Source organism: Hahella ganghwensis DSM 17046, from assembly GCF_000376785.1.
Lineage (GTDB): Bacteria > Pseudomonadota > Gammaproteobacteria > Pseudomonadales > Oleiphilaceae > Hahella > Hahella ganghwensis.
In genome coordinates this window covers 1-24,022 of sequence record NZ_AQXX01000066.1, presented here as the reverse complement: position 1 = coordinate 24,022, position 24,022 = coordinate 1, and the positions used below count along the sequence as shown (strand labels likewise).

The 24,022-nt window shown below is 47.0% G+C and carries 25 protein-coding genes; 4 read left to right on the top strand and 21 right to left on the bottom strand.

Going from position 1 to position 24,022, the window contains the following annotated elements; genetic code table 11:
• On the bottom strand, positions 1–178 hold a 178-nt coding region (locus tag F566_RS38135), incomplete at its 3' end, for a transposase (protein WP_020405515.1).
• Between the two features lie 102 nt (positions 179–280).
• On the opposite strand from F566_RS38135, the gene F566_RS38130 reads away from it, so the two are divergent.
• Both F566_RS38130 and F566_RS0103100 read left to right on the top strand, forming a co-directional pair.
• Complete coding sequence (locus F566_RS38130) at positions 281–3,568, top strand: thrombospondin type 3 repeat-containing protein (RefSeq protein WP_020405514.1); 3,288 nt, start codon at positions 281–283, stop codon at positions 3,566–3,568.
• Positions 3,569–3,882: 314 nt separating this feature from the next.
• Complete coding sequence (locus F566_RS0103100) at positions 3,883–4,341, top strand: DUF2489 domain-containing protein (protein WP_020405513.1); 459 nt, start codon at positions 3,883–3,885, stop codon at positions 4,339–4,341.
• Positions 4,342–4,433: 92 nt separating this feature from the next.
• Here F566_RS0103100 and F566_RS0103095 read toward each other — a convergent pair whose 3' ends face one another.
• The 4 genes from F566_RS0103095 to F566_RS0103075 form a co-directional block, all read right to left on the bottom strand.
• Complete coding sequence (locus tag F566_RS0103095; RefSeq protein ID WP_020405512.1) at positions 4,434–4,685, bottom strand: hypothetical protein; 252 nt, start codon at positions 4,683–4,685, stop codon at positions 4,434–4,436.
• 261 nt (positions 4,686–4,946) lie between these two features.
• Positions 4,947–6,347, bottom strand: coding sequence for an aminoacyl-tRNA deacylase and HDOD domain-containing protein (locus tag F566_RS0103085; protein WP_020405510.1), 1,401 nt, complete (start codon positions 6,345–6,347; stop codon positions 4,947–4,949).
• Positions 6,348–6,571: 224 nt separating this feature from the next.
• On the bottom strand, positions 6,572–8,641 hold the full coding sequence (recG, locus tag F566_RS0103080) for an ATP-dependent DNA helicase RecG (RefSeq protein WP_020405509.1): 2,070 nt from the start codon (positions 8,639–8,641) through the stop codon (positions 6,572–6,574).
• 33 nt (positions 8,642–8,674) lie between these two features.
• Positions 8,675–9,607 (bottom strand): hydrogen peroxide-inducible genes activator, encoded by a 933-nt coding sequence (locus F566_RS0103075; protein WP_020405508.1) that lies wholly within the window; start codon positions 9,605–9,607, stop codon positions 8,675–8,677.
• A 213-nt stretch (positions 9,608–9,820) separates the two neighbouring features.
• Here F566_RS0103075 and F566_RS0103070 point away from each other — a divergent pair, with 213 nt between their 5' ends.
• The gene (locus F566_RS0103070; RefSeq protein WP_020405507.1) at positions 9,821–10,675 is read left to right on the top strand and encodes a Rossmann-fold NAD(P)-binding domain-containing protein; all 855 of its coding nucleotides are present in this window, start codon (positions 9,821–9,823) and stop codon (positions 10,673–10,675) included.
• A gap of 96 nt (positions 10,676–10,771) precedes the next feature.
• Here F566_RS0103070 and F566_RS0103065 read toward each other — a convergent pair whose 3' ends face one another.
• The 4 genes from F566_RS0103065 to gmk all read right to left on the bottom strand — a co-directional run bounded on the left by F566_RS0103065 (position 10,772) and on the right by gmk (position 14,619).
• A complete protein-coding gene (locus tag F566_RS0103065) occupies positions 10,772–11,158 on the bottom strand; it encodes a RidA family protein (RefSeq protein ID WP_020405506.1) in 387 nt (128 codons plus the stop codon).
• 177 nt (positions 11,159–11,335) lie between these two features.
• A complete protein-coding gene (locus tag F566_RS0103060; protein WP_020405505.1) occupies positions 11,336–13,465 on the bottom strand; it encodes a RelA/SpoT family protein in 2,130 nt (709 codons plus the stop codon).
• Positions 13,466–13,712: 247 nt separating this feature from the next.
• Positions 13,713–13,922, bottom strand: a complete 210-nt coding sequence (rpoZ, locus tag F566_RS0103055) for a DNA-directed RNA polymerase subunit omega (protein WP_020405504.1) — start codon at positions 13,920–13,922, stop codon at positions 13,713–13,715.
• A 70-nt stretch (positions 13,923–13,992) separates the two neighbouring features.
• On the bottom strand, positions 13,993–14,619 hold the full coding sequence (gene gmk / locus F566_RS0103050) for a guanylate kinase (protein WP_020405503.1): 627 nt from the start codon (positions 14,617–14,619) through the stop codon (positions 13,993–13,995).
• Between the two features lie 532 nt (positions 14,620–15,151).
• Here gmk and F566_RS0103045 point away from each other — a divergent pair.
• Positions 15,152–15,664 (top strand): superoxide dismutase family protein, encoded by a 513-nt coding sequence (locus F566_RS0103045; RefSeq protein ID WP_020405502.1) that lies wholly within the window; start codon positions 15,152–15,154, stop codon positions 15,662–15,664.
• Positions 15,665–16,625: 961 nt separating this feature from the next.
• On the opposite strand, the gene F566_RS0103030 is transcribed toward F566_RS0103045, so the two are convergent.
• The 12 genes from F566_RS0103030 to F566_RS0102975 form a co-directional block, all read right to left on the bottom strand.
• Entirely contained in the window at positions 16,626–16,847 is a 222-nt protein-coding gene (locus F566_RS0103030) for a hypothetical protein (RefSeq protein ID WP_020405499.1), read from the bottom strand.
• A 120-nt stretch (positions 16,848–16,967) separates the two neighbouring features.
• Positions 16,968–17,174: a hypothetical protein gene (locus F566_RS0103025; RefSeq protein ID WP_020405498.1), complete on the bottom strand. Its 207-nt coding sequence runs from the start codon at positions 17,172–17,174 to the stop codon at positions 16,968–16,970.
• 83 nt (positions 17,175–17,257) lie between these two features.
• Positions 17,258–17,794 carry a ClbS/DfsB family four-helix bundle protein gene (locus F566_RS0103020; RefSeq protein WP_020405497.1) on the bottom strand — a complete coding sequence of 179 codons (537 nt, stop codon included), beginning with the start codon at positions 17,792–17,794 and terminating at the stop codon, positions 17,258–17,260.
• 338 nt (positions 17,795–18,132) lie between these two features.
• Positions 18,133–18,573 carry a hypothetical protein gene (locus F566_RS0103015; protein WP_020405496.1) on the bottom strand — a complete coding sequence of 147 codons (441 nt, stop codon included), beginning with the start codon at positions 18,571–18,573 and terminating at the stop codon, positions 18,133–18,135.
• A gap of 79 nt (positions 18,574–18,652) precedes the next feature.
• Positions 18,653–19,060, bottom strand: coding sequence for an MAPEG family protein (locus F566_RS0103010; protein WP_020405495.1), 408 nt, complete (start codon positions 19,058–19,060; stop codon positions 18,653–18,655).
• A gap of 1,139 nt (positions 19,061–20,199) precedes the next feature.
• Positions 20,200–20,484 (bottom strand): hypothetical protein, encoded by a 285-nt coding sequence (locus tag F566_RS36725; protein WP_157496600.1) that lies wholly within the window; start codon positions 20,482–20,484, stop codon positions 20,200–20,202.
• A 72-nt stretch (positions 20,485–20,556) separates the two neighbouring features.
• The gene (locus F566_RS0103000) at positions 20,557–21,168 is read right to left on the bottom strand and encodes a hypothetical protein (RefSeq protein ID WP_020405493.1); all 612 of its coding nucleotides are present in this window, start codon (positions 21,166–21,168) and stop codon (positions 20,557–20,559) included.
• The gene (locus F566_RS31740; RefSeq protein WP_157496598.1) at positions 21,155–21,622 is read right to left on the bottom strand and encodes a hypothetical protein; all 468 of its coding nucleotides are present in this window, start codon (positions 21,620–21,622) and stop codon (positions 21,155–21,157) included. Before F566_RS31740 ends, F566_RS0103000 begins: the two co-directional genes overlap by 14 nt.
• Before the next feature lie 35 nt (positions 21,623–21,657).
• Positions 21,658–22,362 carry a hypothetical protein gene (locus F566_RS0102990; protein ID WP_020405491.1) on the bottom strand — a complete coding sequence of 235 codons (705 nt, stop codon included), beginning with the start codon at positions 22,360–22,362 and terminating at the stop codon, positions 21,658–21,660.
• 42 nt (positions 22,363–22,404) lie between these two features.
• Entirely contained in the window at positions 22,405–22,776 is a 372-nt protein-coding gene (locus F566_RS0102985; RefSeq protein ID WP_020405490.1) for a hypothetical protein, read from the bottom strand.
• A gap of 97 nt (positions 22,777–22,873) precedes the next feature.
• On the bottom strand, positions 22,874–23,347 hold the full coding sequence (locus F566_RS0102980) for a T6SS immunity protein Tdi1 domain-containing protein (RefSeq protein WP_020405489.1): 474 nt from the start codon (positions 23,345–23,347) through the stop codon (positions 22,874–22,876).
• Between the two features lie 108 nt (positions 23,348–23,455).
• Positions 23,456–23,740: a YrhB domain-containing protein gene (locus tag F566_RS0102975; protein ID WP_020405488.1), complete on the bottom strand. Its 285-nt coding sequence runs from the start codon at positions 23,738–23,740 to the stop codon at positions 23,456–23,458.
• Positions 23,741–24,022 lie beyond the last annotated feature (282 nt).

The window sequence follows — 24,022 nt, the reverse complement described above, 5'->3', positions numbered from 1 at the left end:
CGAGTTTCTTCGCGTCGCTGATCCAGCGTCGAACCAGATTGGCATTGAGCCCGTTATCCAGAGCGATGGCAGAAACAGAGACCCCCGGCTGTTGGCAGGCAGCAATAATCTTAGCTTTAAATTCTGCGGAATATTGGCGACGTTTTCTGGAGGAGCGAGGTGCGCTTATGACAATCATAACAAGTGTCCACTAAAAAATAAGTGGACACTATCCAGTCAGTTGGTAGCGCGCTCAAGATGGGGTTACCGGACGCTTACCTTTTTTTTTCGGAGAAATATTGTGAAAACAATAAAAACAAATCGCAGTAAAAAGGGCGGTAAGGCATTTGTCAGAAGCCGCATTTTGTATAGCTTATTGGCTTATACTACGCTCTCAGTTACAAACGCGAGCGCGGCCCCTCCCTTACACCTCAATACCGATTTCCAAACACAAGAAGATTTACAGAAACAAGCCAATTTTCTTGTTGGTGACAACTTGCTCAGGCAAGGCGAACAGAAGTACTGGACGAGCAGTGGCAAATACCCTTTGAGCTATGCCTCAACGAATATCGACTACTGGATCGATCATGTGTGCGGCAGCGCGGATTGCACCGTAAACGATATCATCCGTACAACCCCCAATTTTTCAGTGATTGGCAGTGATCTGAATGCCCTTTCGACCAAACTTCAGATAGAAAGAGTCATCGTTCATACCGGCACAGATATCTACGATGCCGGGGTATGGCAAATTGCAGTGGCAATAGCCTCCCGAAAAGGTCTGGTTGAAACCACAGTAGCCAGTGATTTAATTAACCGCCAAATCGATCGGTTACGCAAAAAGGTATCCAGAGCCCCAGCTCCCGATGCTCAGGGCAACGGAGGTTTCACCTATGGACACACACTTGCACAGATCCCCAACCCACAGTACGCCTATAACCTGCGTATGTTAGGGCGCAACTTCTTTGCTCCTGACCCATTTAGGGGCACCTGGGCCGCCAACCTCATCACCTCCCCGGGCGAAATCATCGCACAAGGGCTGGACAAGCATATAACCTGGACGGACTGGAAGCCCATTACCGGTGAAAACGCATGGGGAGTATACCTCGGTCCTTTACAGGCTGAGATTCTTATGCATGGCAGTTCAGCTGATGTGCCTTTTAACAGTGTTGCATTACAAAATGCATTGGAAGGTCTTTGGGCACTACAGTACATGCAGTCCGAATTAGGCGCTTTTTATTATGTAACTAACGGCGCTACCGGTAATGGGGGGGAAACGGTTAAAGACGGGACAATTTCTCTGGAAAACAATTTTTCTGTCTTGGCGGGCATCAAGCTTTTGCAGAATATACTTCTTGCGATCCATCACCTTTCCGACCAAACGCTGTCTGATGCTGAAAAAGCACAACTCCAAACGGCGGTAAATGTCATCGACATCATGCTTTATGGTGGCCAGACGCCGGCTGGCCCCACTGATGGACTACTGCCATTTTTAAAAGACTATGGCTATAACGCCGCCGGCAATATGTTCTTCCAAGGCGGCACTATTGTGGGAAGGGAATATAGAAACAACGAACAATTCCCCGAAGACGATCATTACGCAGTGGACGTAAATACCTGGGGCCTGGCTGTAGTCGGCCCAATGACAATTGATAGCTGGTTTGGCGCGGGCACATCCGCGGCACTCTGGCAGACCACCCGAAGTCGGGGCGGCCTATTTGGCCCAAACGGTGAGATTCAAGGCGTTGGCTATACAGACAATGCCGATGAGCAGGTTATGTCGGGAGAGTGGACTTTCGGCGCCGTCAACATGGTGCAGATGTTGATCAAATACTATGAAGAAAATCCACATCCCAGCGTTGATCTAAACCAGCTAAGAGCAGACGAAGCTTCCATGCTGACCAACCTGCTGAAGTTACGCACAGACCGGTATATCTCAGACTATCAGGAATTCGTAGACAGTATTGCTCCTGAATACCAGGCAGAACTGGGAGACGATGAACAAGCATTCCTGTATGCCAGTAAACGTACGTTTATCCCGTTTGGCTGGTATGGAAACCCAATACCCAGTACAGCCTCATCTGCCTGGGCAGTGTTCAGCAGTTACAACTTTAACCCCTTTGCCCTGTATGGCAATCAAACTTCGCCTTATTACGATCTACAATCGCCGCCGGAATATGACGCGATGGACTATCAACTGGGGTACAACACCAATGAAGTGTCTGTGGTGAACACCATGGATGACGCAGTGTTGATTATCGATTATCAACCTGTCAACGGTGGAGACTTCGTGCCCTTGATTGAAGCCGACGATGCCATTCCCAATGGAGGATTCCATCGCATCGAAATCACCGATGATATGGGGGTGCTGGGAATCTCTTACAGGAACCCAAGTGTGGAGGACCCAAACTTTTATGGCGCTTGCAAGGTTCACTTAACGGCTGAACTAAGGAATCGGTTGCAGGGGCAGCCTATTAATACGGCAATTCTGGCGCAATGGTCTCCGGATGGGCAAAAGGAATGTGATGTACTTTACAAAGACACTGATGTTCCATTTGAAGTCGACGAGGATAAGCTCACGCCCAGAGCGGCCCGTTGTGATGAGCTGGGCACCTGTGAAGAGAATGACGACTTTGACAGCGATGGCATCACGAATGATCTTGATAACTGCCCGTTGATAGCCAATCCCGGCCAGGAAGATACAGATGACAACGGAATCGGCGATGCCTGCGACTCCACATCACCGGTCGATTCCGATGGTGACGGCATTCCGGACACCGGCGATAACTGTCCGCTGGTTGCCAATCCCGGTCAGGAAGATAGTGATAACAACGGAATCGGCGATGTTTGTGATGACTCAGCACCCTATGGTTTTACCATATTATCAGCGAACGAAATTCAATTTTTTGCCTATGCCTCCAACTTTGCCGATTTACATTACCGTATTAACAATGGTGCGCAACAAAATGTACGAATGATTGATAATGGCTCTGGTAAGGCGGTATACAGCATCACAGGAACCGCAGGAGACAGTGTTTCCGCTACCATGACGGTCGCAGATCCATTGGCGTTTGATACTGAGGTATTCAATTATACTTTCAGGCAAGATACATCCGATCTGGATAATGACGGCATACCGGACACCTCGGATAATTGCCCAACTGTGACAAATCCGGCTCAGGAGGATAGTGACAGTGATGGTGTAGGCGATGCCTGCGACACTGTTGTCATTGATCAGGATGGCGACGGCTGGGCTGACGACGCAGACAACTGCGCTACCATCGCCAACCCGGGTCAGGAAGACAGTGATGCTGATGGTGTTGGCGATGCCTGTGATTCCGACAATGAAGGCACTGGAGCCACCAAAAACGGCAATGGAGGATTACTTTTCCAGATTGCCCCTGGGGCAACCAATGCCATTGTGCACTATCAGGTAAACAACCAGACACAACAAAATGTGGCCATGAACCAGGTGAATGGAAGCTTTCAACTGGAGATTAACGGCCTTCTAGAAGGTGACCAGGTCAGTTATTTTTTCACTATTTTTAATCCGTTGGCAATGGACACTACGCTGGAAACGTTAATCTACTGATTAAATACTGATTCTTCCCAGGGTCTGTTGACGTTTCATCTGACACTATTGTTCTCGACTTTGTTCGCAGGGGGTGCCTCATTCTGCCCTCTGCGAACATTATCGACCGCTTATGTAGAATGACTACACCACATTCTCTCCGCCATACCAGCCAGGGACGATTCGCAGGACCCTCGACTTCTGGTTGATCATTATCACAAGGACGAGATCATTAGTCCTACCTGGTCGTAAGAGACATATCAGGTCACTGCGCGCTACAATAGGCTCCTTTCCAGACTTGAAGCTATTACTCAAAATCAGGCCCAGATCTCCCAATGTCCACCAATACTCAATGGATCATCATTATTGCCGGCATCGCAGCCATTCTTTGGCTTGTATGGTTTATACGCAGGCAACAGCGCACTCTGACGCATCATAAACAACAGGAAGAATCACAACTCGCGCGCTTTCAGAAACGCCGCAATCATGCCGTCGAAAGCATTCAGGTTATCGCCAGAGCCATGCTGGCTGGACAATGTGAGCTGTCTGAAGGCTGTATCAGAGTCAAGGTGCTTCTTGATTCGGTAGCCCCCGAATTACACGATGACGAGCGATTCAGAGTTTTTAATCATCTGTATAGTCTTATAGAACACATGCCAACCCATGATGCGCGTAAGACGGTCGACAAGCGTTTTCTTTTCAAACTGGACAAACAGCGCTGGCAATTGGAAAACGACCACAAAGTAGAAATTCTTACCGCTTCCAAAGCACTCCTCGAATACTCTTTCGACTAACTCGTTAGTTGCAGCTTAAAAAAAAAGCCCCATCAGCGTGGGGCTAAGACGGGTCACAACAAACTGATTCTCTGCCGATCCGAGGCGCCTGTTCAATGCCAGTTCTGGGGACTGATAATCCCTTGGGAGATAAGCTCACTGACGAGATCCTGCTCCAACTCATGAGCAAAGCGGCGATAATATTTCTGAATAATCTTGTCAGTTGAGTTAGAAGTCTTATTGATCAGTTCCAACCGGGCGTTCTCGTCAGATAGCCGGAAACGTTGCCCGCACCGACGCCGGTACTGAAGTTCGAGTTGTTGAAGGTGGTAGATACTGGCTTGATTAAAAATCATGGCTCTCATCACAGCCCTCCTGTGTGGTCAGGATGTTATGTATTAACTATAGACACATACGGACAAAAATGAGAACCATGTCACAAAATTAATTTACATGAGGTTACATGGAAGGAAAAAAAGGGCGGAAAGCCCAGAAGGGACACATGTTCGAAGGCCTCAACGACCTCCCCGATCACAAACAAGGGAAACCTCTGGAAAACGATGGCGAGGACTCCCACTTTTGACGCCGCAACGGTACTTCAGGCCGTTTTCGGAAATGCCCTGGAGTTAACTGCTTTGCGCCAAGCTATTGGCAAGCGTTTTCATCTCTTCAGAAAGCCCGAGAAGCTCTTGCATGACTTCGTCAGCACCCTCTTGAGACAAATTCAGCAGATCCCAGACGGACTGAGGGATGGGTTGAGTTGGTCCATCACCAATACCACGACTGCGCAATAGCTGGGTTGTTACGAATAGCAGCGCACTGTATTGAGCATGCTCCCCCGCGTAATAAGGATTTTTTTGGAAGCGAATGCCAGCAACCACTTCATCGGGCATGTTCCAAGAGTACATCAGTTGACTCCCGATCTGCTCTCGAGTAATTCCCAGCAGGTGCTGCTCACAATTCTCCACATCGACATGCTGGTTTGCTTCCGCATAACGGCATATGAGAGAGAAATGAGGGGGAAACACATGCGCCAGAACCAGGTAACCAAAATTATGTAATAGTCCTGACAGATAGGCCAAACCAAACTCAGGACGCTTTTCCTTGGGAATAGCCGTTGCCAGAGCCCCACAGAGGGTTGCGGTCCACACCGATTGCTCCCAATAGGGGGTAAAGCCGTCCGGCTGGTCATCAGGAACATCAAGCGTACGGCCCAGTGCCAGGCCCATCGCCAGATTCATAACCAAATCAAACCCCAAGACTCTGACAATGGCATCGTGAACCGAGCGGACTTTACCTGGCGCAGCATAGAAAGAGGAACTTGCCCAGCTCACCACTTGAGCCGCAAGACTGGGATCGGTCTCTACGATGTCCGCCAGTTCTGAAATTCCGGCATGAGGGTCTACCCTTAATTTGATAATTCTCTGGGCAGTCTCCGGTAGCGGTGGGAGTTCCAGGGTATCTTCAAGTCGCTGGCACATGCGCTTGCCACTGAAGCTTTTAATGGCTGCATGTATCTGGTCAAGATCATGATGGCGATTATCATGGTTCACCAAAAGCTCTGGCAGGCTGATAGCAACATCCAGAGACTCTGTCTGCCCCATCACGGCCTCAAACAAACGACGACTCAAGGACAAATATCGCCCACGAACCGTTGATGGGACAAAAATTTCGTCCAGTTCCTGCAAACGCTGATCGGATACGACCGGAAACCCTGTCAGTTCAGGCAAGACAGGAATTTCCTGCCAGTGTAGCTGTTGTTTCACCGCATCCACTTCCGCCCGACCCAAAGCACGCAGCTTACGGCCAAGCTTCTGGTTCAGGGTGTCTAGATCCAGTATGGCTTTTTCAGGCAAAACGACCTGCATTCTTCCCCGGTCGTCAGTCAACAGAACTGACCTTACCCGGGCATCTATCGGCGCACCGGCGGCAGACACCTCAACAACTTTCTCAACATCTTCAGCCAGGGCATCCTGTTTTGCAGTATGGTCCTGCAATATTTGGACTACAGCAGAAGGAACACTCATGCGGTTGAAACCTCTTCCTGTATCGATGTGTCTGATACATCCATGGGCTCATCCGAAAAACGACCAGAACTGACGAAGCAGCTTATTCCAGAGGCGACCTAAGTATCAGGTATCAAAAGATTTAAGTCTTGTCTTTAGCTTAGCAGGAATCAGGCACGATGCAGATGTCGATCCCTTTAATTTTGTAAGCCTATGTGTCACTTTTGTCAGAACGTAGTGGGTGTTCACACCTTGCCATAATCAACGCGCTGGCCAATCCAGCGGGCAATCAAGGCTTGCACCGCCTCCGGATGCTGCATTACCTGGGCTGCGATTTCCCTGATTTTCAATAACCACTGCTGATCTCGCTGTAAATCCGCGATACGGAATTGAACCAGTCCGGTCTGACGGGTTCCCAGCACTTCACCCGGCCCACGAATTTCAAGATCTCTCTCGGCGATCACGAAACCATCATTACTCTCACGCAGGACCTGCAACCTGGCTTTACCCGCCTGAGACAATGGCGGATGGTACAGCAGGACGCAATAACTCTCATTCTGTCCGCGCCCCACTCTGCCTCTGAGCTGATGGAGTTGGGCCAACCCCAGACGTTCAGGGTTCTCGATAATCATCAGACTGGCATTTGGTACATCAACCCCGACTTCAATGACGGTTGTCGCAACCAGCAACTGAATCTCATTGTTCTTGAAATCCTCCATGACACCAGCCTTCTCAGCCGGCTTCATCCGCCCATGGACCAATCCGATTTTCAGGTCTGGCAACATTGCCTTTAGCTGTTCAGTGGTAGCCTCTGCAGCCTGGCACTGCAACACTTCAGATTCTTCGATCAGCGTACAGACCCAATAAGCCTGTAATCCTTTTCTGCAGACCTGTTCCACTCTCTGGATCACTTCATCCCGTTTACTGTCCGGCACGACTGCCGTGATTACAGGGGTGCGACCAGGCGGCAGTTCGTCTATCACCGATGTATCCAGATCTGCATAGGCACTCATCGCCAGCGTTCTTGGTATAGGCGTCGCGGTCATAATCAGTTGGTGAGGCACAAGCCCGTGACGCTCACCTTTTTCGCGTAACGCCAACCTCTGATGAACACCAAATCGATGTTGCTCATCCACAATCACCAATCCCAGACGTCCAAATACCACATCATCCTGAAACAGTGCGTGAGTACCGACAACCACATTGGCAGCTCCACTTTGCATATCAGATAACGCCGCATTACGTTCACTCTGTTTGAGCTTCCCGCTGAGCCATACCACATTCAACCCCAGCGGTTCCAACCATGTACGGAGATTGCGATAGTGTTGTTCAGCCAGAATTTCCGTGGGCGCCATTAATACCGCCTGATACAAATTGGCTACGGCGACCAGGGCAGCACAAGTGGCTACTACCGTTTTTCCTGACCCGACATCTCCCTGAACCAGGCGAAGCATTGGGATTTGCGCACTGATGTCCTGCCGAATTTCCTCAATGACTCGTTCCTGCGCACCTGTGAAACGGAACGGCAGCGACTTTCTGAATTGTTCAATAAACCCTTTGTCTTCCTTTAACCCCGGTGCACGATTTTGCTGAACACGCTGCCGTATCAACATCAGACTTAGATGGTGGGCTAACAGTTCTTCCGCCACCAGACGTTGCTGACAAGGATGTCGCCCTTCAGCCAACGCAATGACATTGGCATCAGTCGGCGGCTGATGAAGATATTTCAATGCCTGGCTTAATTCCGGCATCTGCCACTTCTGACGTACTTCTGACGGCAACCAGTCTCGGACAGGTTCTCGGTCCAACCAAGTCACCGCCTGCTGGCAAAGCTCCCGTAACCGCTTCTGCTGAAGTCCTTCCGTTGTCGGATAAACCGGCGTCAGGTGACTGGCGGCTTCAACAGGCTTGGTCACATCCAGCAATTCAGTCTCTGGATGATACATCTCAAGACCACTACGCCCCATCCGGGCTTCACCAAACACACGAAATCTTCGTCCAACAGAAAAGCGTGACTTTTGCTGGGCAGTAAAATAGTAGTAACGCAGCCCAATCTCTCCCTCATCATCCCTCAGCCGAACCAGAAAACTTCGCTTACGACCCATTTCCATGCGACTGTCCACCACGACGCCTTCAACCTGGGCAGGCAATCCGGTTCTTAACTGACAGATTGGCGTTACGCGGGTGCGGTCTTCATAACGAAGAGGCAGATGAAAAAGCAGATCCTGAATACTGTGCAGGTGTATACGTCCCAGCTTTTCAGCCAAAGCCGGGCCGACACCTTTAAGTTGAGTTATGGGTTGCTGATCAAGCACGTTTTCTTGCAGATTCGTATTGAGAAATGAAGGTCAGCCTGCTTTCTCCAGCACACGACATTGCCCTGCAGCCAGCGCCAACATATCAATCGCCTTGGGTCGGGGGAACGTTACCCGCCAAGCTAAGCCTACGGTACGGAAGGGAGACGGACTGGCAAATGGACGGGTCGTCAATAAACCGCTGACATAACGGTCTTCTCTCACTGCAGAACGCGGCAACACAGTCACTCCCAGACCAGAAGCAACCATATGGCGTATGGTTTCCAGAGAGCTGCCTTCGGTAATGATCGTGTGGGGGCGATCAGAGCGACTGTCTCGTCCCAATTTATCCACCCACTCCGGGCAGGCTTCAAGAACCTGATCCCTGAAACAATGGCCGGGGCCGAGGAGCAACATTTCCTTTAGAGGAATCTGTTCACTACGAATCTCATCATACTGGGCCAACGGGTGATCCTGAGGCATCAGCACAACAAAGGGTTCATCATAAAGCGGCAGAGTCACGACTTCAGGCTCATTAAATGGTAGAGCGACGATAATGGCGTCAAGCTCAGAATGGCGGAGTTTTTCTCTTAACACAGAGGTGTAGTTTTCCTCTATATATAGCGGCATGCCTGGCGCTGCCCGGTGCAGCTCAGGCAACAGATGTGGAAATAGGTAAGGCCCAATCGTATAAATAGCCCCAACTCTCAGCGGCGTGGAAAGCTGGTCTTTCCCTGCCTGCGCAGTATCTTTGATCACCCCGACCTGATCCAACACTCGCTGAGCCTGATCAACAACACGACGCCCGGTGTCAGTTACCGTAATGTGGCTCTTGCTCCGCTCAAAGAGTGTAATACCCAGTTCATCCTCAAGCTTCTTAACAGCAACACTTAACGTGGGCTGACTGACGTAACAGCGCTCAGCAGCACGGCCAAAATGCTTTTCTTCCGCCAACGTGACAATATAACGCAACTCAGTCAAAGTCATAGACCCATACCTTTATAACTTTCCATAAAACTCCGCCCGTCGACTTATATTCGGTTAAATCATCGACGAACAATCCTGCAACCGCTTTATCAGGCGAAGAAAATAATCATCAGGGACAGACTTATCAGCCTGTTGCCCTTATAGTTTACTCAAATGGAACTACATCAAGTTCATAGTTAATGACTAGGATATGCCTGATTGGAGAGTGACGCAATGCATCGACCTCATCTTCTATTGCTCGGTTACGGACACCTGAATAAAAAAGTGGCACAGACGCTTCTGGAAAGGTTTCGTATCAGTGCAGTGTCCAGAACACCCCAATCAGTCCCCGGTGGTTGTCATATCGCCATGGACCTGTCCCGGGACCCGCTCGATACTCTGCCGGATGATGCCGATCTGATTCTGTTTTGCCTGACTCCGGCCAAGTTTGACGAAGAAAACTACCGGCGAACCTATCTGGACACATTGAAGCGGCTGACCACGCATATTCAGCGATCTCCAGAACGTTTCTTTTTCGTCTCGTCCACCAGTGTATATGGACAAAATCAGGACGAGGTCGTTGACGAGGAAAGTGCCACGATTCCTGAGAACTTCTCCGGGCAAATCCTGGCCGAAGCAGAACAATGGCTCAAACAGCAATCTTACCCCTGTACCAGCGTTCGCTTTTCCGGCATTTACGGTGCGCACAGAACACGGCTTCTACAACAAATCATCAATGGAGAAAAAAGTGACCAGGGGCCAAGTGGATACACCAACAGAATTCATGAAACCGATGCGGTAGGGGTTCTATGCCATCTGATCCATCTGGCCGCAGACAAGAAAGCCCCCCTAAAAGACTGTTACCTTGCCAGCGACAACCTGCCGGTACGCATGCATGATCTTGTGGCCTGGGTGAGAGAGCAAATCCCCTGTCAGCACGTCATGTCTTCAGGAGGACGTCAAAGGGCAGGCAGCAAACAATGCCGAAATAAGCGATTAAGAGAAACGGGATTTGAGTTTATCTATCCGGATTACAAGGCAGGATATGGTGAAATGATTCGAGATTTATCAGAAAAACAGAAGGGATAAATCTCCTGATTCCCGTTGTTAAAGTGCAAGTTGTCATACTGCAGAGCCGGCTTACGTCGACCCTGCAGCATTTCAGCTGATTCAAGGAGCGCGAAATCAGGAGGCCGCCATCACCGCGTCCATTTCAATCTCCGCACCTTTGGGAAGTGCCGCCACACCGATAGCCGCTCTGGCAGGAAATGGTTCCTGGAAATAAGTCGCCATAATTTCGTTAACTGTGGCAAAGTTGCTCAGGTCGGTCATATAAATATTCAGCTTGACGATATCCTTCAGATCTCCACCTGCAGCACGGCATACCGCCCTCAAGTTATCAAATACCTGCTTGGTCTGGGCTGCAAAATCCCCACCCACCAACTCCATGGTTTCCGGTACCAGGGGAATCTGGCCAGACAGATAAACAGTATGTCCGACCTTAACAGCCTGAGAGTAGGTACCGATCGCTTTAGGTGCATCTTCCGTTTGAATAATGGATTTGTTAGTCATCTGATTCCTCAATTTGATCACGCATTATTAACTTGGCTGTCTTTTATTATCGAACCAGAAACTACAACTGACTAGTCCGAATGCGTCATTTTAGACCCGGGAATTGCGAAAGATCTAACGCAAGGCAGGCTCTACAGTAGTTTCCGGCCTTGGTCAGGGATTGAAAACCTTACGCGCTTAGTGGCGCACACGGGAGATGGAGGTGACAACCAGCAGATGCCGCAGGCGGCGCATCACTCGGGCAAGATGATTACGTCCCTGCACTTTGATGATCAAACTCACCACACTGAGTTTGGCATTCTGCTCTTCAACATTGATCTTCTCGATATTACCATCAGCCAGAGTTACAGCACTGGCTATTTCGGCGATAACACCACGCTGGCGTTCCACTTCAACACGCAGAGCGACAGAGAATTCATCAGTAATGTTTTTGGCCCAACTCAGGTGCACGCAGTGTTCAGGGTCATCCAGATGCTTTTTCACCTTGTCGCAGGTTTCAGAGTGGATCATCACTCCTGCGCCACGATTGAAGAGCCCCACTATCGGATCTCCCGGTATCGGCTTGCAACAATGCGCCAACGTCAGCACCTGCCCGTCAGCACCTTCAATCATCAGGGACGGCTTAGTCGTCACTTCCTCATAATGGGAATCCGCCTGATCGATATGATCGCTATCGAACACCAACTGCCTGGCGACGATGTACGCCATCCGACTGCCCAAACCAATCTCTTCCAACAACCTTTCCAGACTCGGCGCCTGGTTGTGCTTCAGCACCTTGTCGATCTGTTGCTCACTGATCTCATCCAGGCGTTTGTCAAAGGTCTGCAGGTTTTTCTTCAACAAGCGTTTGCCCAATGCACGGGCTTCAGTCTGTTGTTGCTGCTTCAGATAATGACGAATATTGCTCTTGGCTTTACCAGTCGTGACGAAGTTCAACCAGGCGGGATTCGGCTTGGCACCAGGGGCCGTGATGATCTCCACTGTCTGACCGCTCTTCAACGGAACACTGAGAGACGCAAGGTGTTTATTGATTCGGCAGGCCACCGTGGAATTGCCAATATCTGTATGGATGGCATAGGCAAAGTCTACCGGCGTTGCTCCTCCGGGCAATTCAAGTATCCGCCCCTTCGGCGTAAACACATATATTTCGTCCGGGAACAGATCAAACTTCACGTGTTCGATAAATTCGAGAGAGTCATCAGCCCTCTCACGCATTTCCATCAGATCTTTGACCCATTTCTGGGCTCGCAGATGCTGGGATTTACCAAGCTTCGAATCATCTTCCTTATACAACCAATGGGCAGCAATTCCCGTATTTGCCACCCGATCCATGTCTTCTGTGCGGATCTGTATTTCGATATTGACGTGAGAGCCAAACAATGTGGTGTGAATGGACTGGTAGCCATTGGCTTTGGGTAGTGCAATGTAGTCTTTGAAACGCCCCGGGACCGGTTTGTACTCGCCGTGAACCAACCCCAGTAAGCGGTAGCAGTTATCCACATTGTTGGTGATGATACGGAAGGCGTAGACATCCATAATGTCATGGAAAGAGCGACGCTTTGCCTTCATTTTCTGATAAATACTGTGGAGGTGTTTTTCCCTGCCCTGAATACGCCCGGGAATTCCCCGCTCCTTCATGCGGGCCTCAAGCTTGTGCCGGATTTCCTCAATCACTTCATAGTGAGAGCCACGAAGTTTACGTACCGCTTCCTGTATGTACTTCGCTCTCATCGGGAACATGGCTTGAAAGCCAAGATCCTCAAGTTCGATGCAGATGGTATGTATCCCCAGTCGATTGGCGATCGGGGCATAAATATCCAAAGTTTCGGTGGCAATACGTCGTCGTTTGTCCGGCCGCAAAGGCCCGAGGGTACGCATGTTGTGCAAACGATCCGCCAGCTTCACCAGGATGACACGAATATCCTTCGCCATCGCCAGAGTCATTTTCTGGAAATTTTCGGCCTGGGCTTCCGCTTTGGATTTAAACTCAATCTGAGTCAGTTTACTAACGCCATCCACCAGTTCAGCGATCGATTCTCCGAACTGTCCGGAAATCGCGTCTTTGGGAATCCCGGTGTCTTCAATTACGTCGTGAAGCATGGCTGCGGAAAGGCATTGGTGATCAAGTTGAAGATCAGCCAATACATTGGCAACTGCCAGAGGGTGAGTGATGTAGGGTTCGCCGCTTTGGCGATATTGCCCTTCATGGGCTTGCTCAGCATAGTAAAAGGCACGCTTGACTATACAGATCTGGGCGTCATCAAGATAATGTTTGAGTCGTTCGGCAAGCGCGTCTATGGTCGGCACACAATTCCCGCAAAGTTACAATCTGGTACACAACGGAGTCATACTGCCCTGCAGTCACAGGGAGCAAACACTTATAACCTTCAATATAAAGATAAAGCCCGAAAATTCAAGGGCAAAGAGACTTGGCTTCAGATTGGCAATAACAATCCGTTGGCGAGAACTGTCCGGACGATAGCCATTCATCCGGGAGCAGGGTCGGTGCCGTAAGCGCTTCCAGAAAAAAACTACGAGCACCGACTCACGGAATTTATTCTTCTTCGGTTTCCAGCATATCCGGAGTGACTAACCCTTCAGCGATTTCACGCAGGGCTACAACAGTCGGCTTGTCGTTTTCCCATTCCACTTTCGGATCTTTCCCTTCAGTGGCAATCTGACGAGCGCGCTTAGACGCCACCATAACCAATTCAAAACGGTTATCTACATTTTCCAGACAATCTTCAACGGTCACACGTGCCATAACACACCACTTTTCACATCAATCATTGGAGGAGTGGGATTCACCCACCTGAAGGACCGCGTAGTTTATGCTACTCGGCCACAGTTGACAACATTTTGCTCAATTGCTCAGCATGCCTGAGACTCTGCACTTCCAGGGTCAGACGTTCGGCCCGGAAGATCGACTGCAAGTCATCAAGCGCCTGTTCAAAGACATCATTGACCACGAGGTAATTAAATTCCCCATAATGGGAGATTTCTTCTGCGGCTTCCTGCAGACGACGCGCGATCACTTCCGGCGCATCCTGTCCCCGCCCTTCCAGACGCTGCTTCAGGGCTTCCAGGGAAGGAGGAAGAATAAAAATCGACCGGGCTTCAGGACGCAGCTTTCTCACTTGCTGAGCTCCCTGCCAGTCAATTTCGAGAATAACATCAATGCCCTTCTCTAAAGTCTGGTCCACCCATAACTGAGAGGTCCCGTAAAAGTTTCCAAATACTTCCGCATGTTCCAGGAACTCCTGCTTCTCAACGCCATCAAGGAACTCTTCTCTGGAAACGAAAAAGTAGTTAACTCCGTTTTCCTCACCCGGACGCATAGCTCGGGTCGTATGGGATACAGAGACCTGCGCCAGAGGATCCTGTCGCAACAAGGCTGCCACCAGGCTGGTCTTTCCTGCACCAGATGGCGCAGAGATAATAAATAATTGGCCTTTCGCCATGACTTTTCACTTTCCTATTGAATCACCAAACACACCACTACTGCAGACACTTTCCCAAATTGGCAAGTGCCGCAAATAACGAGGGAGCCTCTGAAAACGTTGCCGAGGCTGCCATAAAGACAACACTGGTAGTTTTTCAGAGATTCCCAGGGCATGGGATTATAACCGCTTCCCTGCTCTTGTGCGCGTCAACTGACACCTGCCTCACCCTAGAAATCATCGCCCGACTGTAACACAACAGCCCTAGAGCCTTGATCACAAATCATTTTTTCCTATCAAAGCCATCGCTAATTGTCATTAAACTGAATTTTGTTCCCGCTTTATATTCTTCGAAGCGGAAAACAGATTCCCTACGTATCACCACTCAAGCGGTAGTAGAAGTAACCTCCAAAACAGCAGTAGTTACACCAAACGAAATTCAGATGCAGCGGAGCTGTCATCGCATGATGATTGTCACACTTTTGGTAAACCCTAACTCCATACTGGTAACAAAACAATTTAGAAACACTTCATTCACAAAAGGAAAAACCCGATGAAAAGTCCTTCCCTTCTTGTTGCCCTATGTCTATTTTCAGCCTCTTCAATGGCTCAAACCCTAGTCGTTGAAATGACCGACCTGAATTCAGGAAAGTCAGCAGGCACAATCGAAATCAGTGAAAACGACTACGGCACCGTATTTTCGCCATCACTGTCCGGTATACCTGACGGCCTACACGGATTTCACCTTCACGAAAACAGTTCCTGCGACTCATCAACCAAGAACGGGAAGACTGTCTTGGGAGGTGCAGCAGGAGGCCACTATGACCCTGAAGGTACAGGCAAACACGGTTTTTCCTGGACCAGGGACAACCATCTCGGCGATCTGCCCGCTCTCTATGCCAATAGTGAAGGCGTCGCGACTCAACCTGTGCTTGCTCCACGCGTTAAAATGAGCGATTTAAGCGGAAGAGCGGTGATGATCCATGCCGGTGGCGACAACCATTCCGACCATCCAGCCAAACTTGGCGGCGGTGGCGCACGCATCGTTTGCGGTGTCATTAAATAACTTAAAAGCCCTGTACCTGCAAAAGATACAGGGCTTTCTTAGAACTTTTACTTAGGGCAGAAGAAACCGATATGGTGGAATTGGGTGAGTGTTGCGATTATTGGTTGACCCCACCTCAATAAGGCTGACGCCTGAGTATTCGACCACCATGAAGCACAGCATAATGGTGGTCGAAGCCCGCGTTTTCGCGCGGAGAACATGACACTTTTATTTTGATTTAGTCGTGTTGTATTTCGCCAACTTCAAATAAAACTAAGTCTGTATAGTGTTTTGACGAGGAACTGGTTTCTTCAGAAGTCCTCAAGAATGCAATAGTTGACTGCGCTGTGTATGAAGCAAGAATCATGGATATGATTGCTTTTTGCTGCTCTCCGGAATAATTTCTAGTAAATATTATGGCATTTGGGTCCTTATCAAGAGACTGTAAATATGCGGATAATTATGAGTTATTCAGACCTTCCCTAGAGCAAACCAAGAGCTATTTGAATTTTCATAGTCTTCAAAATAGTCAGAAAACGCCCCCCTAATTTCTGTACTAGCGTACTCGGGACGCGCGCCATTGTTATAAATATCAAAGAAACCATCGTAAACATCAGCAAATGAATCACTATGTTCGACACCTACTCCCCACACTCCCACTATGACTCATCTCCATGTTTCACTAGCAATAGAACACCCAGCTAAACGGAGGAATAATAGTGGCGGCACTTTTGGAACAAAAATGGTGCAACTGTTACGGAGTCCGTTTGAGCTGTTGGTTATATTTTTAATTCCGGTTCAATGGCAATAAGCTCACATGTTATAACATTCATTTTGTACAGTTTATCGTTTGAGACAAACCTAAACCATAACCAATAAGGCCCTTCAGAATTCCAAGATTTTTCAGGTTGATCATAATGCTCAATATGAACCCCGTTAGTATACATTTCAGTATCTGGATCGTTAAAAAGTGACTTGGCCTCTATGCCATATTTGCTATTGAGAGACCGTGCCCCACAACAACCACATAATCTTCAGTAGGAGAAATTAACGCACCTTCTGGTTCGCCGTATACATGGCACAAGTAGATATCTTTTTTTTCGTGGGTACTCAGACTCTTAAAACTATTCTTCACCTTGAGATAAACATTATCGCTCAAAGAATAAACCTTGAAACTTTCGCTTTCAGCTAAGAACTTATCCATATTTACGTTTCGCTTTCCGGGTTAACGCCCGGCTTTAGGCCGCGTAGCCGTCCCGCCGCACGCTCTTAGTGCAGCCACCAAGAGCTGCTTGTTAGGTGCTATTTTGATCATTGAAAATGTCTACTCTATTACCTTTTTTATGCCGCTCCCAACGCTAGAGTTGGATGGGGCTACATCTTTCTTATAATCCATTTCTCTCTGCTTGCGGTACTTTGGATACTCTTTCTTTATAATCTTTTTAAGTCTGTAGGCCTCAACCTTTTCAGCATCGCCGTCTTTGAAAGACTCTAAAGCTATTTTTCTAGTAACGTGAATACTTCTCGACATGGATCCGGTCCGGGTTCACCTAACGCGAGTGTAACTTGCGCCGCCAGGCGTCAAGCTGACACATTTGTTAGCTAACCACACTGTTAGGAAAACTTTTTAGCATGCGCCTTAAGCTTTTTAATAGCCCACTCATAATGACTAGACAAAGTGGATACACAATAACTACCTAGCGACGTTGTGCCAGTCCAGTCGAAATACTTCTTAGTAAAAAGTTCTTCATTAGAAAACTTCTGCACCATTTCAATGACTGACTTATGACTTGATTTAACCAGTTTTTCTGAACTCTCAAGACTCGTATTTTGGTGCTTTTTCCAAAACTCAACGTTCATATCACCATAGGTTTTCCAACTATAAGGGGCAGGCAAAAAATCTGCCGCGTCGCCGGACAGATTTGATTTTACCCACTTCAAAAGAAGTTGATGCCACTCGTACAGATGTATCAATATATCTCTTAGATTTGTATCACGCTCCCAGTGAGCTTCCTTTTTCTTAATGTCACCACTAAAGTCAAATTCTGTATTTAAAGATTCTTCCGGCATTGATTCAATGAAGCTCCAAAGTTTCTCAAAATTGGAGTCAGCCGCCTCTATCATTTCTTTTTTATTGCTAGGTCTTGCCATAACCTATGATCCTCCAGCTTGAAGGCTTAACGCCTATCTCAGGTGGCATCTCGAATTGGCCCCTCTGCAGCTATTTGTTAAGCGATTGCCACATGCCGTTTGGTATTGATGTTTCATTTAAAAGTGGTCAAAACAAAACCTATCAAATAGACTTCTATGTGCATTCTGCATAGGCTTCTCCCTTAACTTTCGTCAGATTTTTACGTAGAGCACGATCTAACTTTTTAGTAGAGTTTTTTCTACAGTTTCAACACCAAGCTCAGAGGTGTTTTGTTATGTTTCTAACCACGAATAGACCTCTGCCGATATTCGCCGATTCATTTGAAAGCAGTATATAACTAGTTATACTCCACTCTGATATCTGAAAAATCAGGAGTGTTAAAAAGACTTTCAACCTTCCGAACAATATCTTCATTATCAACTAATTCATTCTTTCCCAATAGCTTATCAATAAAGCTTCTATTTTTCTTTATACTTATCTTCCAAATGCCTATTTCGTGCTCTTTCCTCTCAATATTCGGAACCCAACCCCAATGAATGTGATACTTGGACTTTCCGTAATTGGCCACAATCAACATGCCATGATTACCGTTACCACCTGTCTCCTTAACTAATTTATCCAAATCCTTTATTTCGTGATCAACATTTAAACTTTCGAGACCATCAGACAACCATTTATAAGCATCCTCGTGTCTTGGCGTTACATAGGCTCCATTCACGAAGGGATCAAGAACTTCAAACTTTTTAGATATAAAACTTATTACGGCTAAATCCTTCATGGATATATAGAACCCTACTTATTTCCCAAACCCGAATTTGAAACATAACGCTCGTTACACTTATCCGTGAACGCACAATTTAGTTTAAGAGTAGTGCCCATGCCCAATACACCGCGATGCCCACTTGCACTACAAAGGTGGCAAACCTGACATTGACCGCGGCCACGCTCAACGAGGCGACATGGATGCTTGACTGCGCCACTCGCGCGAGCAAGAACCATGGTGCCAAGGTGTCCGTGATCTCGGTTCGGCCAGTCACGAGTGCCAAGATTAGAAGCCCACCGAAAATAGGAAGGCCTTCAATGCAGTTCGCGTGTGCTCTGGCCAAGCGCTGCATGAAGGGGGGTAAGTTCGCATTGTCCGGCTTGAATTCATTGGAACGAATGCGACCTTTGATAAGAAAATAACAGCGACTTGCCTCCATAAGCACAACAAGAAGAAGCGCCCAAGAGATGAATAGTCCAAGTACCTCAGCCGAAGTGCTCATCGGTCAACCTCCTTTTTGCCCTAACGCCGCAATCAACTGCCGTAGAAACGAAGCGGATAGTATGCGGTCAGATTAATTTTCCTTGTTAAGTTTCTTCATCTTAATCGACTGGCTAGGTAGATACACAACGCCCCAAACCTAATTGGCCAGCCAAGTAAGCCAACTCCGGCGGAAATGTATATGAAGCCCCAAATGGAAGCTTAGTTTCTACGCCAAAATCAAGCAATGCGTATTCAACACCTTTAAACTCAACTAATTCTCAAATTAAACCTGAGAATTTATTAAGAAAATCAATAGCATCTTCTAACTGCTGGTTCATGTCACTGAAGTCTGCAGAACTAACCTCAACGCTTAAGCCAGAATGTTCTAGTTTAGGCCCATTAGGTTTCGATGCGAGATATCTTGGATCTCCCTTTCTGTAGATATTTGAAAATTCTATGTCTTTACCCTCTACACAAAGGTCAACATCAAAATCTTCACCTGATATTCGTAGTATGCAGCTCCTTACTTATAACGCTCGTAGCAGGGGAAAACCGAAGCGTAGCGTGGTTTTTTCTCCTGACTACGATTGCTCTACGATTCCATGCAATTAAGAACAGAATTATATTCCCCGCTCTTTGGTGCATATATTTCAAATTCACAAGAATCAGCGCCCTTAGCGATAAAGATTGCACCACAATCACTACACTCCAAAACTTCACGATGATATCGAAGTTCATAGTCCGACATAATGCTAGCAATTACAGCGGAAGGGCCGTATGTGCACTCGTTTTTAAAATAGCTCCTAACCCAATCACTCTCTTTTCCTTCTCGGACACTCAGAATATAATCCTCGATAGTATTTTCGATTTTTCTTTGGAGTGCTTCAGCATCTATCTGGCCACATAAGATACCAACAGTCTTACTCGGGGAGTAATTATTAGAAATTATATTTCCGCACTCACATCTTAAACGCGCCACTATATTTTCCTCGATGTAGTGTAGAATACCTCAGGCATTGGTGCGCAGAATCCAATGCCTTGACTTGTTAGCCTTTGCTATATGGTTGAACCACAGACACATAATTGTCTGCTTCATATTTAAACGGACCTGTCCTTTTTATAGAAGCATTTTGGAAAAAAACCAACTTCGTAGTTATTTTAATATCCGAAATTACTCCAAATGAAATAACCGTCGATTTTCTCAACTTTTACAGTCAAAGCTCCGCACCCTAGATCTGCACAACAGTTACACACATATAATGGAACTCTCTTACTTTCTAGTTCTGAAGGCTCTTTTAATAACAGCTGTTTTGCGAATGCACTACTTACAGCTAGCACACCATGTTCTTCCTTAATACCTAAATGCTTAGCGAGTTCAACACTACCAATTTTAAAATCGGGATAGCTGATTGGGTGAGTGTTGCAATTATTGGCTGAATCCACCTTTTATCGCATAACGCCCGCGTAATAGGAGCAAACTTGCGAGCGTCCTGATTGACGCGCTTGTTCTACGTTTCACTTTCTGCTGCCTAGGAATAGCTTCATTGCCAGACCAAATACCAAACCGCCACCTAACCAAATAGCAACCTGTATAGCAATAGCGCTAGGGGTTAACTGATTTTGGACAATTTTTGGCAGCACCATAATGCAAAACATTAAGACTCCATAGGTTATACCCATTTTGAGCCAATTGGTTTTCTTGGCTTCTGGGAGTTCAGTTTCAACAACTTCGGCGAAGCGGCCTTTTTCTTTCTCAAGCCATTTTTCTTCACCGAATATTTTAAGCCAAATCCAAATCGGGAACGTTAGAGCTAAAAATATAAGGCTGGTGATATTCCAAAGGCACGGTATTCTTCCGTGGCACTCTGGACATACATAGCCAAACCAGTGGCCAAATGAATTACTTTTAGACCAGAGCCTGCTGTCATTTAGCGCACTGCATTCCGGGCATGGAATGTACTGCCTTTCCATTAACGGGGCATCACTAGTTTTATCTATTAGAGTTACCTTAGGGATTCTCTGCCCGAGAATTAACTCATTGAATGCCAGCCCCGGGTTGATAATCCAATGGAGCAACATTGGATGCGGAAGCTTCCATACTTTGTATTTTTCTTTATCGAATTCCATGATTACTCTGTACTCTATTTATGGTTGACGTAGAACGCTTCATACGGCACTGCTTCGCTTCGAAGCCATTATGCGCCAAAATAGTAACAAGCTGTTGACTAGATTCAATTTCTTGCTCTGATAACCGACGCTCCGGCCCGGACAATTTTATGCCGAATAGCGGCCATGAAGATTCATCGGGTGAACACTTAAAATACCAATACTGCCCGCACTCTAGGCATTGATAATAATCTTCCGAATAATCTAATTCGGGCTTAACTTCGTCCGAATCCCACCCAGCTAAAAAACTGCCAAACAAGGCTTTTCCTTGATATGGAATTGCCTGATCGATCCAAGTTGAATCAAGGTCAACAAAAACATCATTTAATACGAGGCAGTTACACATATTTCGCCTAACGCCCGGCTCACCGAGCAAATTTTTGTGGCGGCTTTTTTGGAACAAAAGAGGTGACACCAAAATGTGTCCGGTGGAGCCGTTTGTTAGCCTTTCTATGCACTAGGAGGAGCTCGAAAAGCTGACTCTGCAATTAATTTGAGCCCTTTTTTACGAAACTTAGTGTTACCAATAGCTTGCTCCACTTGAGACATATACTCGCTCTCAGTAATGCCGTTACGTTCTGCTTTTTTCGCTAGCCTCAGTATTTCATCGATAATCTCATAATGTCTGTCTTTTTGTTTATTCGTATGAAAATAAAAAGGTATAAGTATGATTGTATAAAGAAAAATAGTAATTACTATGCTGAGCCAAACAGGCTTTCCAGTTTTGGTAACACCATTTTTGTACGTGGATTGTTTTAGAAAGTTCTTCTCAAGCAAGTCACTGTTTGTATGCTTAACAGAGAAGTAAATAGTTAAAGTTTCACCGGGGTGAATTGATGATATTTGGCCAATAAAGTTATTTTGGCCTTTACCGCCAGACTTGAGAGTAATAGAGGCCAAAGGATTATCGGTTGAGAAATCTGTAATCTCTGTAGGAAACTCAACATTTAACGCCACATCTTCAGCATCAGATTTTCCGTAGTTAAGGAATTTGACGTAAGTAACTGCTTTATCGTCAAACTCATAATAACTACCTATTTCGTACCTCAGGTCAGCTTGAAAGTAAAACCGTATACCTAAGTGAATAATTATAGAAAGCAACGCAACGCCAAATGTAGAAATCAGCGTGATTTTTTCTGTCCTAGATAAATTCATCGAATCTCCTTTTTGAGGCTAACGCTTTACTCAGCTGGCGCGTCAGCGGTCGGCTGCAGTTTCTTGTAAATGAAGCCTGAACCAAGCAGACAACTCCTGAACTGATGCTTCCTCTGCTTTACCTAGTTTCCCAGCCTTTTTCCAGAGCGCAGGAACGGCTTCTATGAGAGCCTCTGGACACTGTGAGGTGTTTGCCGCACAACCAAGTTTAATTAGAAACTGAATGTGGTAATAAAAAAAGTCGCCTTCCTTCTCAGACACAGCAAGCTGGACAACACTTTCTATGGCCTCATATGCCTCGAAGGGTTCGCATTGACTTAGAATGGACTCACATAGATTTGCAAAGAACCATTCGTCGTCCGAATCGTCCTGTCGAAGCCTCTCCATCTCCGTTTTGTATTCGCTAAAGACCATGCAACTTCGATCCATTTAACGCCAAGCTTTGGGGCGGACTGAGCAGCAGGCCGTCCCAGCAGCCAAAGGCAACGACAATAGCACCTTGTTATGCCTTTTATTCGGTGACTTCAAAATTGACTTGCGTGCCATCTGGTAAATCCTTTATTTGGAAGTTCATTTGGCCTGACATGGAAAAATGAACCTCTATATCTGTGAGTTCAAAGTTTTCTGGCTCGTATTTGCCACCCAAAACAGGCAGCTGTTTAAAACCATATAGTTTGCCTTGTTCTAGCGCTACACCTTGCTCTTTTAGTTGAGCTACAACAGCAACCAAAAACCATTCATGGATTAGTTCATTGTCTTGTAGCTTACCTTGAAACTCTTCGTAAGATCCGGCTACTTTCTCAAAATCGGCACTACCTGTAATTAGCCAGTATATTTCGCCTGACTCATTTTGTAGGAATGCGTCTCCCACAGAGGTTATTAATATTGGCAACGATGAACCCACAAGCCACTTCCAGTCTTCTACTAACTTTGCTCTATCTATATGTTCGAAACTGACTGTAAGATCATTCCACGTTACAGGCACTTAATTCTCCTAGAGGCATAACGCCCGGCTTTGGGGCGGCCAGTGCGAAGTAACTTTTGGCCGTCCCAGCCCCACAGGGGCGACAACAGCCACTTGTTATGTGTTGGGCTACAATGCAGCTTCATATTCTTTTATATAGTGCTCTATATCATACGCCGTGCCGGTATGGATAAGCTCGCCAGAATCACGATTTACGATGATTGGAGCATTACCGCCAAGCATTTCACGAAAATCACCTGTTTCTATGTACGCTTTGCTTTGGTAGAAAAATACCCAACCCCACGACCTTTCAATAGTCTCATCTGGAAGGACGGCACAATCTACAGGGTTGCGTTTGTCTTTAGTTCTTTCTAGCTCGGCCTCTACCAAGCTTTGAGCTTCTTGCTTATTCATACTTGTGACACATAACATCTATGGACGCTCCACCTGTTGCAAGAAGATCCATTGATTAATTGGTTGTGCAGCCATCTATTCGGACTTTGCCTTACTGCCATGCCTATGTCCCTGATGATTTCCGCTAATCCGATTCTAAACATTTGGACGTTCTATTAAAACGATGTTAGGCCCAGAGTTCTCGGATTACGGTTCAACCGATTTGCCATCAATTTGACCTTCCCACACACAACGCGACGTTAACATTCTATTTGTTCAAACCACTTGATAATGCTCGTCATA

Coding starts and splice junctions, on each gene's coding strand:
- F566_RS0103100 (WP_020405513.1), top strand. CDS start 3,883: ATGTCCACCAATACTCAATGGATCATCATTATTGCCGGCATCGCAGCC.
- F566_RS0103095 (WP_020405512.1), bottom strand. CDS start 4,685: ATGAGAGCCATGATTTTTAATCAAGCCAGTATCTACCACCTTCAACAA.
- F566_RS0103085 (WP_020405510.1), bottom strand. CDS start 6,347: ATGAGTGTTCCTTCTGCTGTAGTCCAAATATTGCAGGACCATACTGCA.
- F566_RS0103075 (WP_020405508.1), bottom strand. CDS start 9,607: ATGACTTTGACTGAGTTGCGTTATATTGTCACGTTGGCGGAAGAAAAG.
- F566_RS0103070 (WP_020405507.1), top strand. CDS start 9,821: ATGCATCGACCTCATCTTCTATTGCTCGGTTACGGACACCTGAATAAA.
- F566_RS0103065 (WP_020405506.1), bottom strand. CDS start 11,158: ATGACTAACAAATCCATTATTCAAACGGAAGATGCACCTAAAGCGATC.
- rpoZ (WP_020405504.1), bottom strand. CDS start 13,922: ATGGCACGTGTGACCGTTGAAGATTGTCTGGAAAATGTAGATAACCGT.
- gmk (WP_020405503.1), bottom strand. CDS start 14,619: ATGGCGAAAGGCCAATTATTTATTATCTCTGCGCCATCTGGTGCAGGA.
- F566_RS0103045 (WP_020405502.1), top strand. CDS start 15,152: ATGAAAAGTCCTTCCCTTCTTGTTGCCCTATGTCTATTTTCAGCCTCT.
- F566_RS0103030 (WP_020405499.1), bottom strand. CDS start 16,847: ATGGATAAGTTCTTAGCTGAAAGCGAAAGTTTCAAGGTTTATTCTTTG.
- F566_RS0103025 (WP_020405498.1), bottom strand. CDS start 17,174: ATGTCGAGAAGTATTCACGTTACTAGAAAAATAGCTTTAGAGTCTTTC.
- F566_RS0103020 (WP_020405497.1), bottom strand. CDS start 17,794: ATGGCAAGACCTAGCAATAAAAAAGAAATGATAGAGGCGGCTGACTCC.
- F566_RS0103015 (WP_020405496.1), bottom strand. CDS start 18,573: ATGAAGGATTTAGCCGTAATAAGTTTTATATCTAAAAAGTTTGAAGTT.
- F566_RS0103010 (WP_020405495.1), bottom strand. CDS start 19,060: ATGAGCACTTCGGCTGAGGTACTTGGACTATTCATCTCTTGGGCGCTT.
- F566_RS0103000 (WP_020405493.1), bottom strand. CDS start 21,168: ATGGAATTCGATAAAGAAAAATACAAAGTATGGAAGCTTCCGCATCCA.
- F566_RS0102990 (WP_020405491.1), bottom strand. CDS start 22,362: ATGAATTTATCTAGGACAGAAAAAATCACGCTGATTTCTACATTTGGC.
- F566_RS0102985 (WP_020405490.1), bottom strand. CDS start 22,776: ATGGTCTTTAGCGAATACAAAACGGAGATGGAGAGGCTTCGACAGGAC.
- F566_RS0102975 (WP_020405488.1), bottom strand. CDS start 23,740: ATGAATAAGCAAGAAGCTCAAAGCTTGGTAGAGGCCGAGCTAGAAAGA.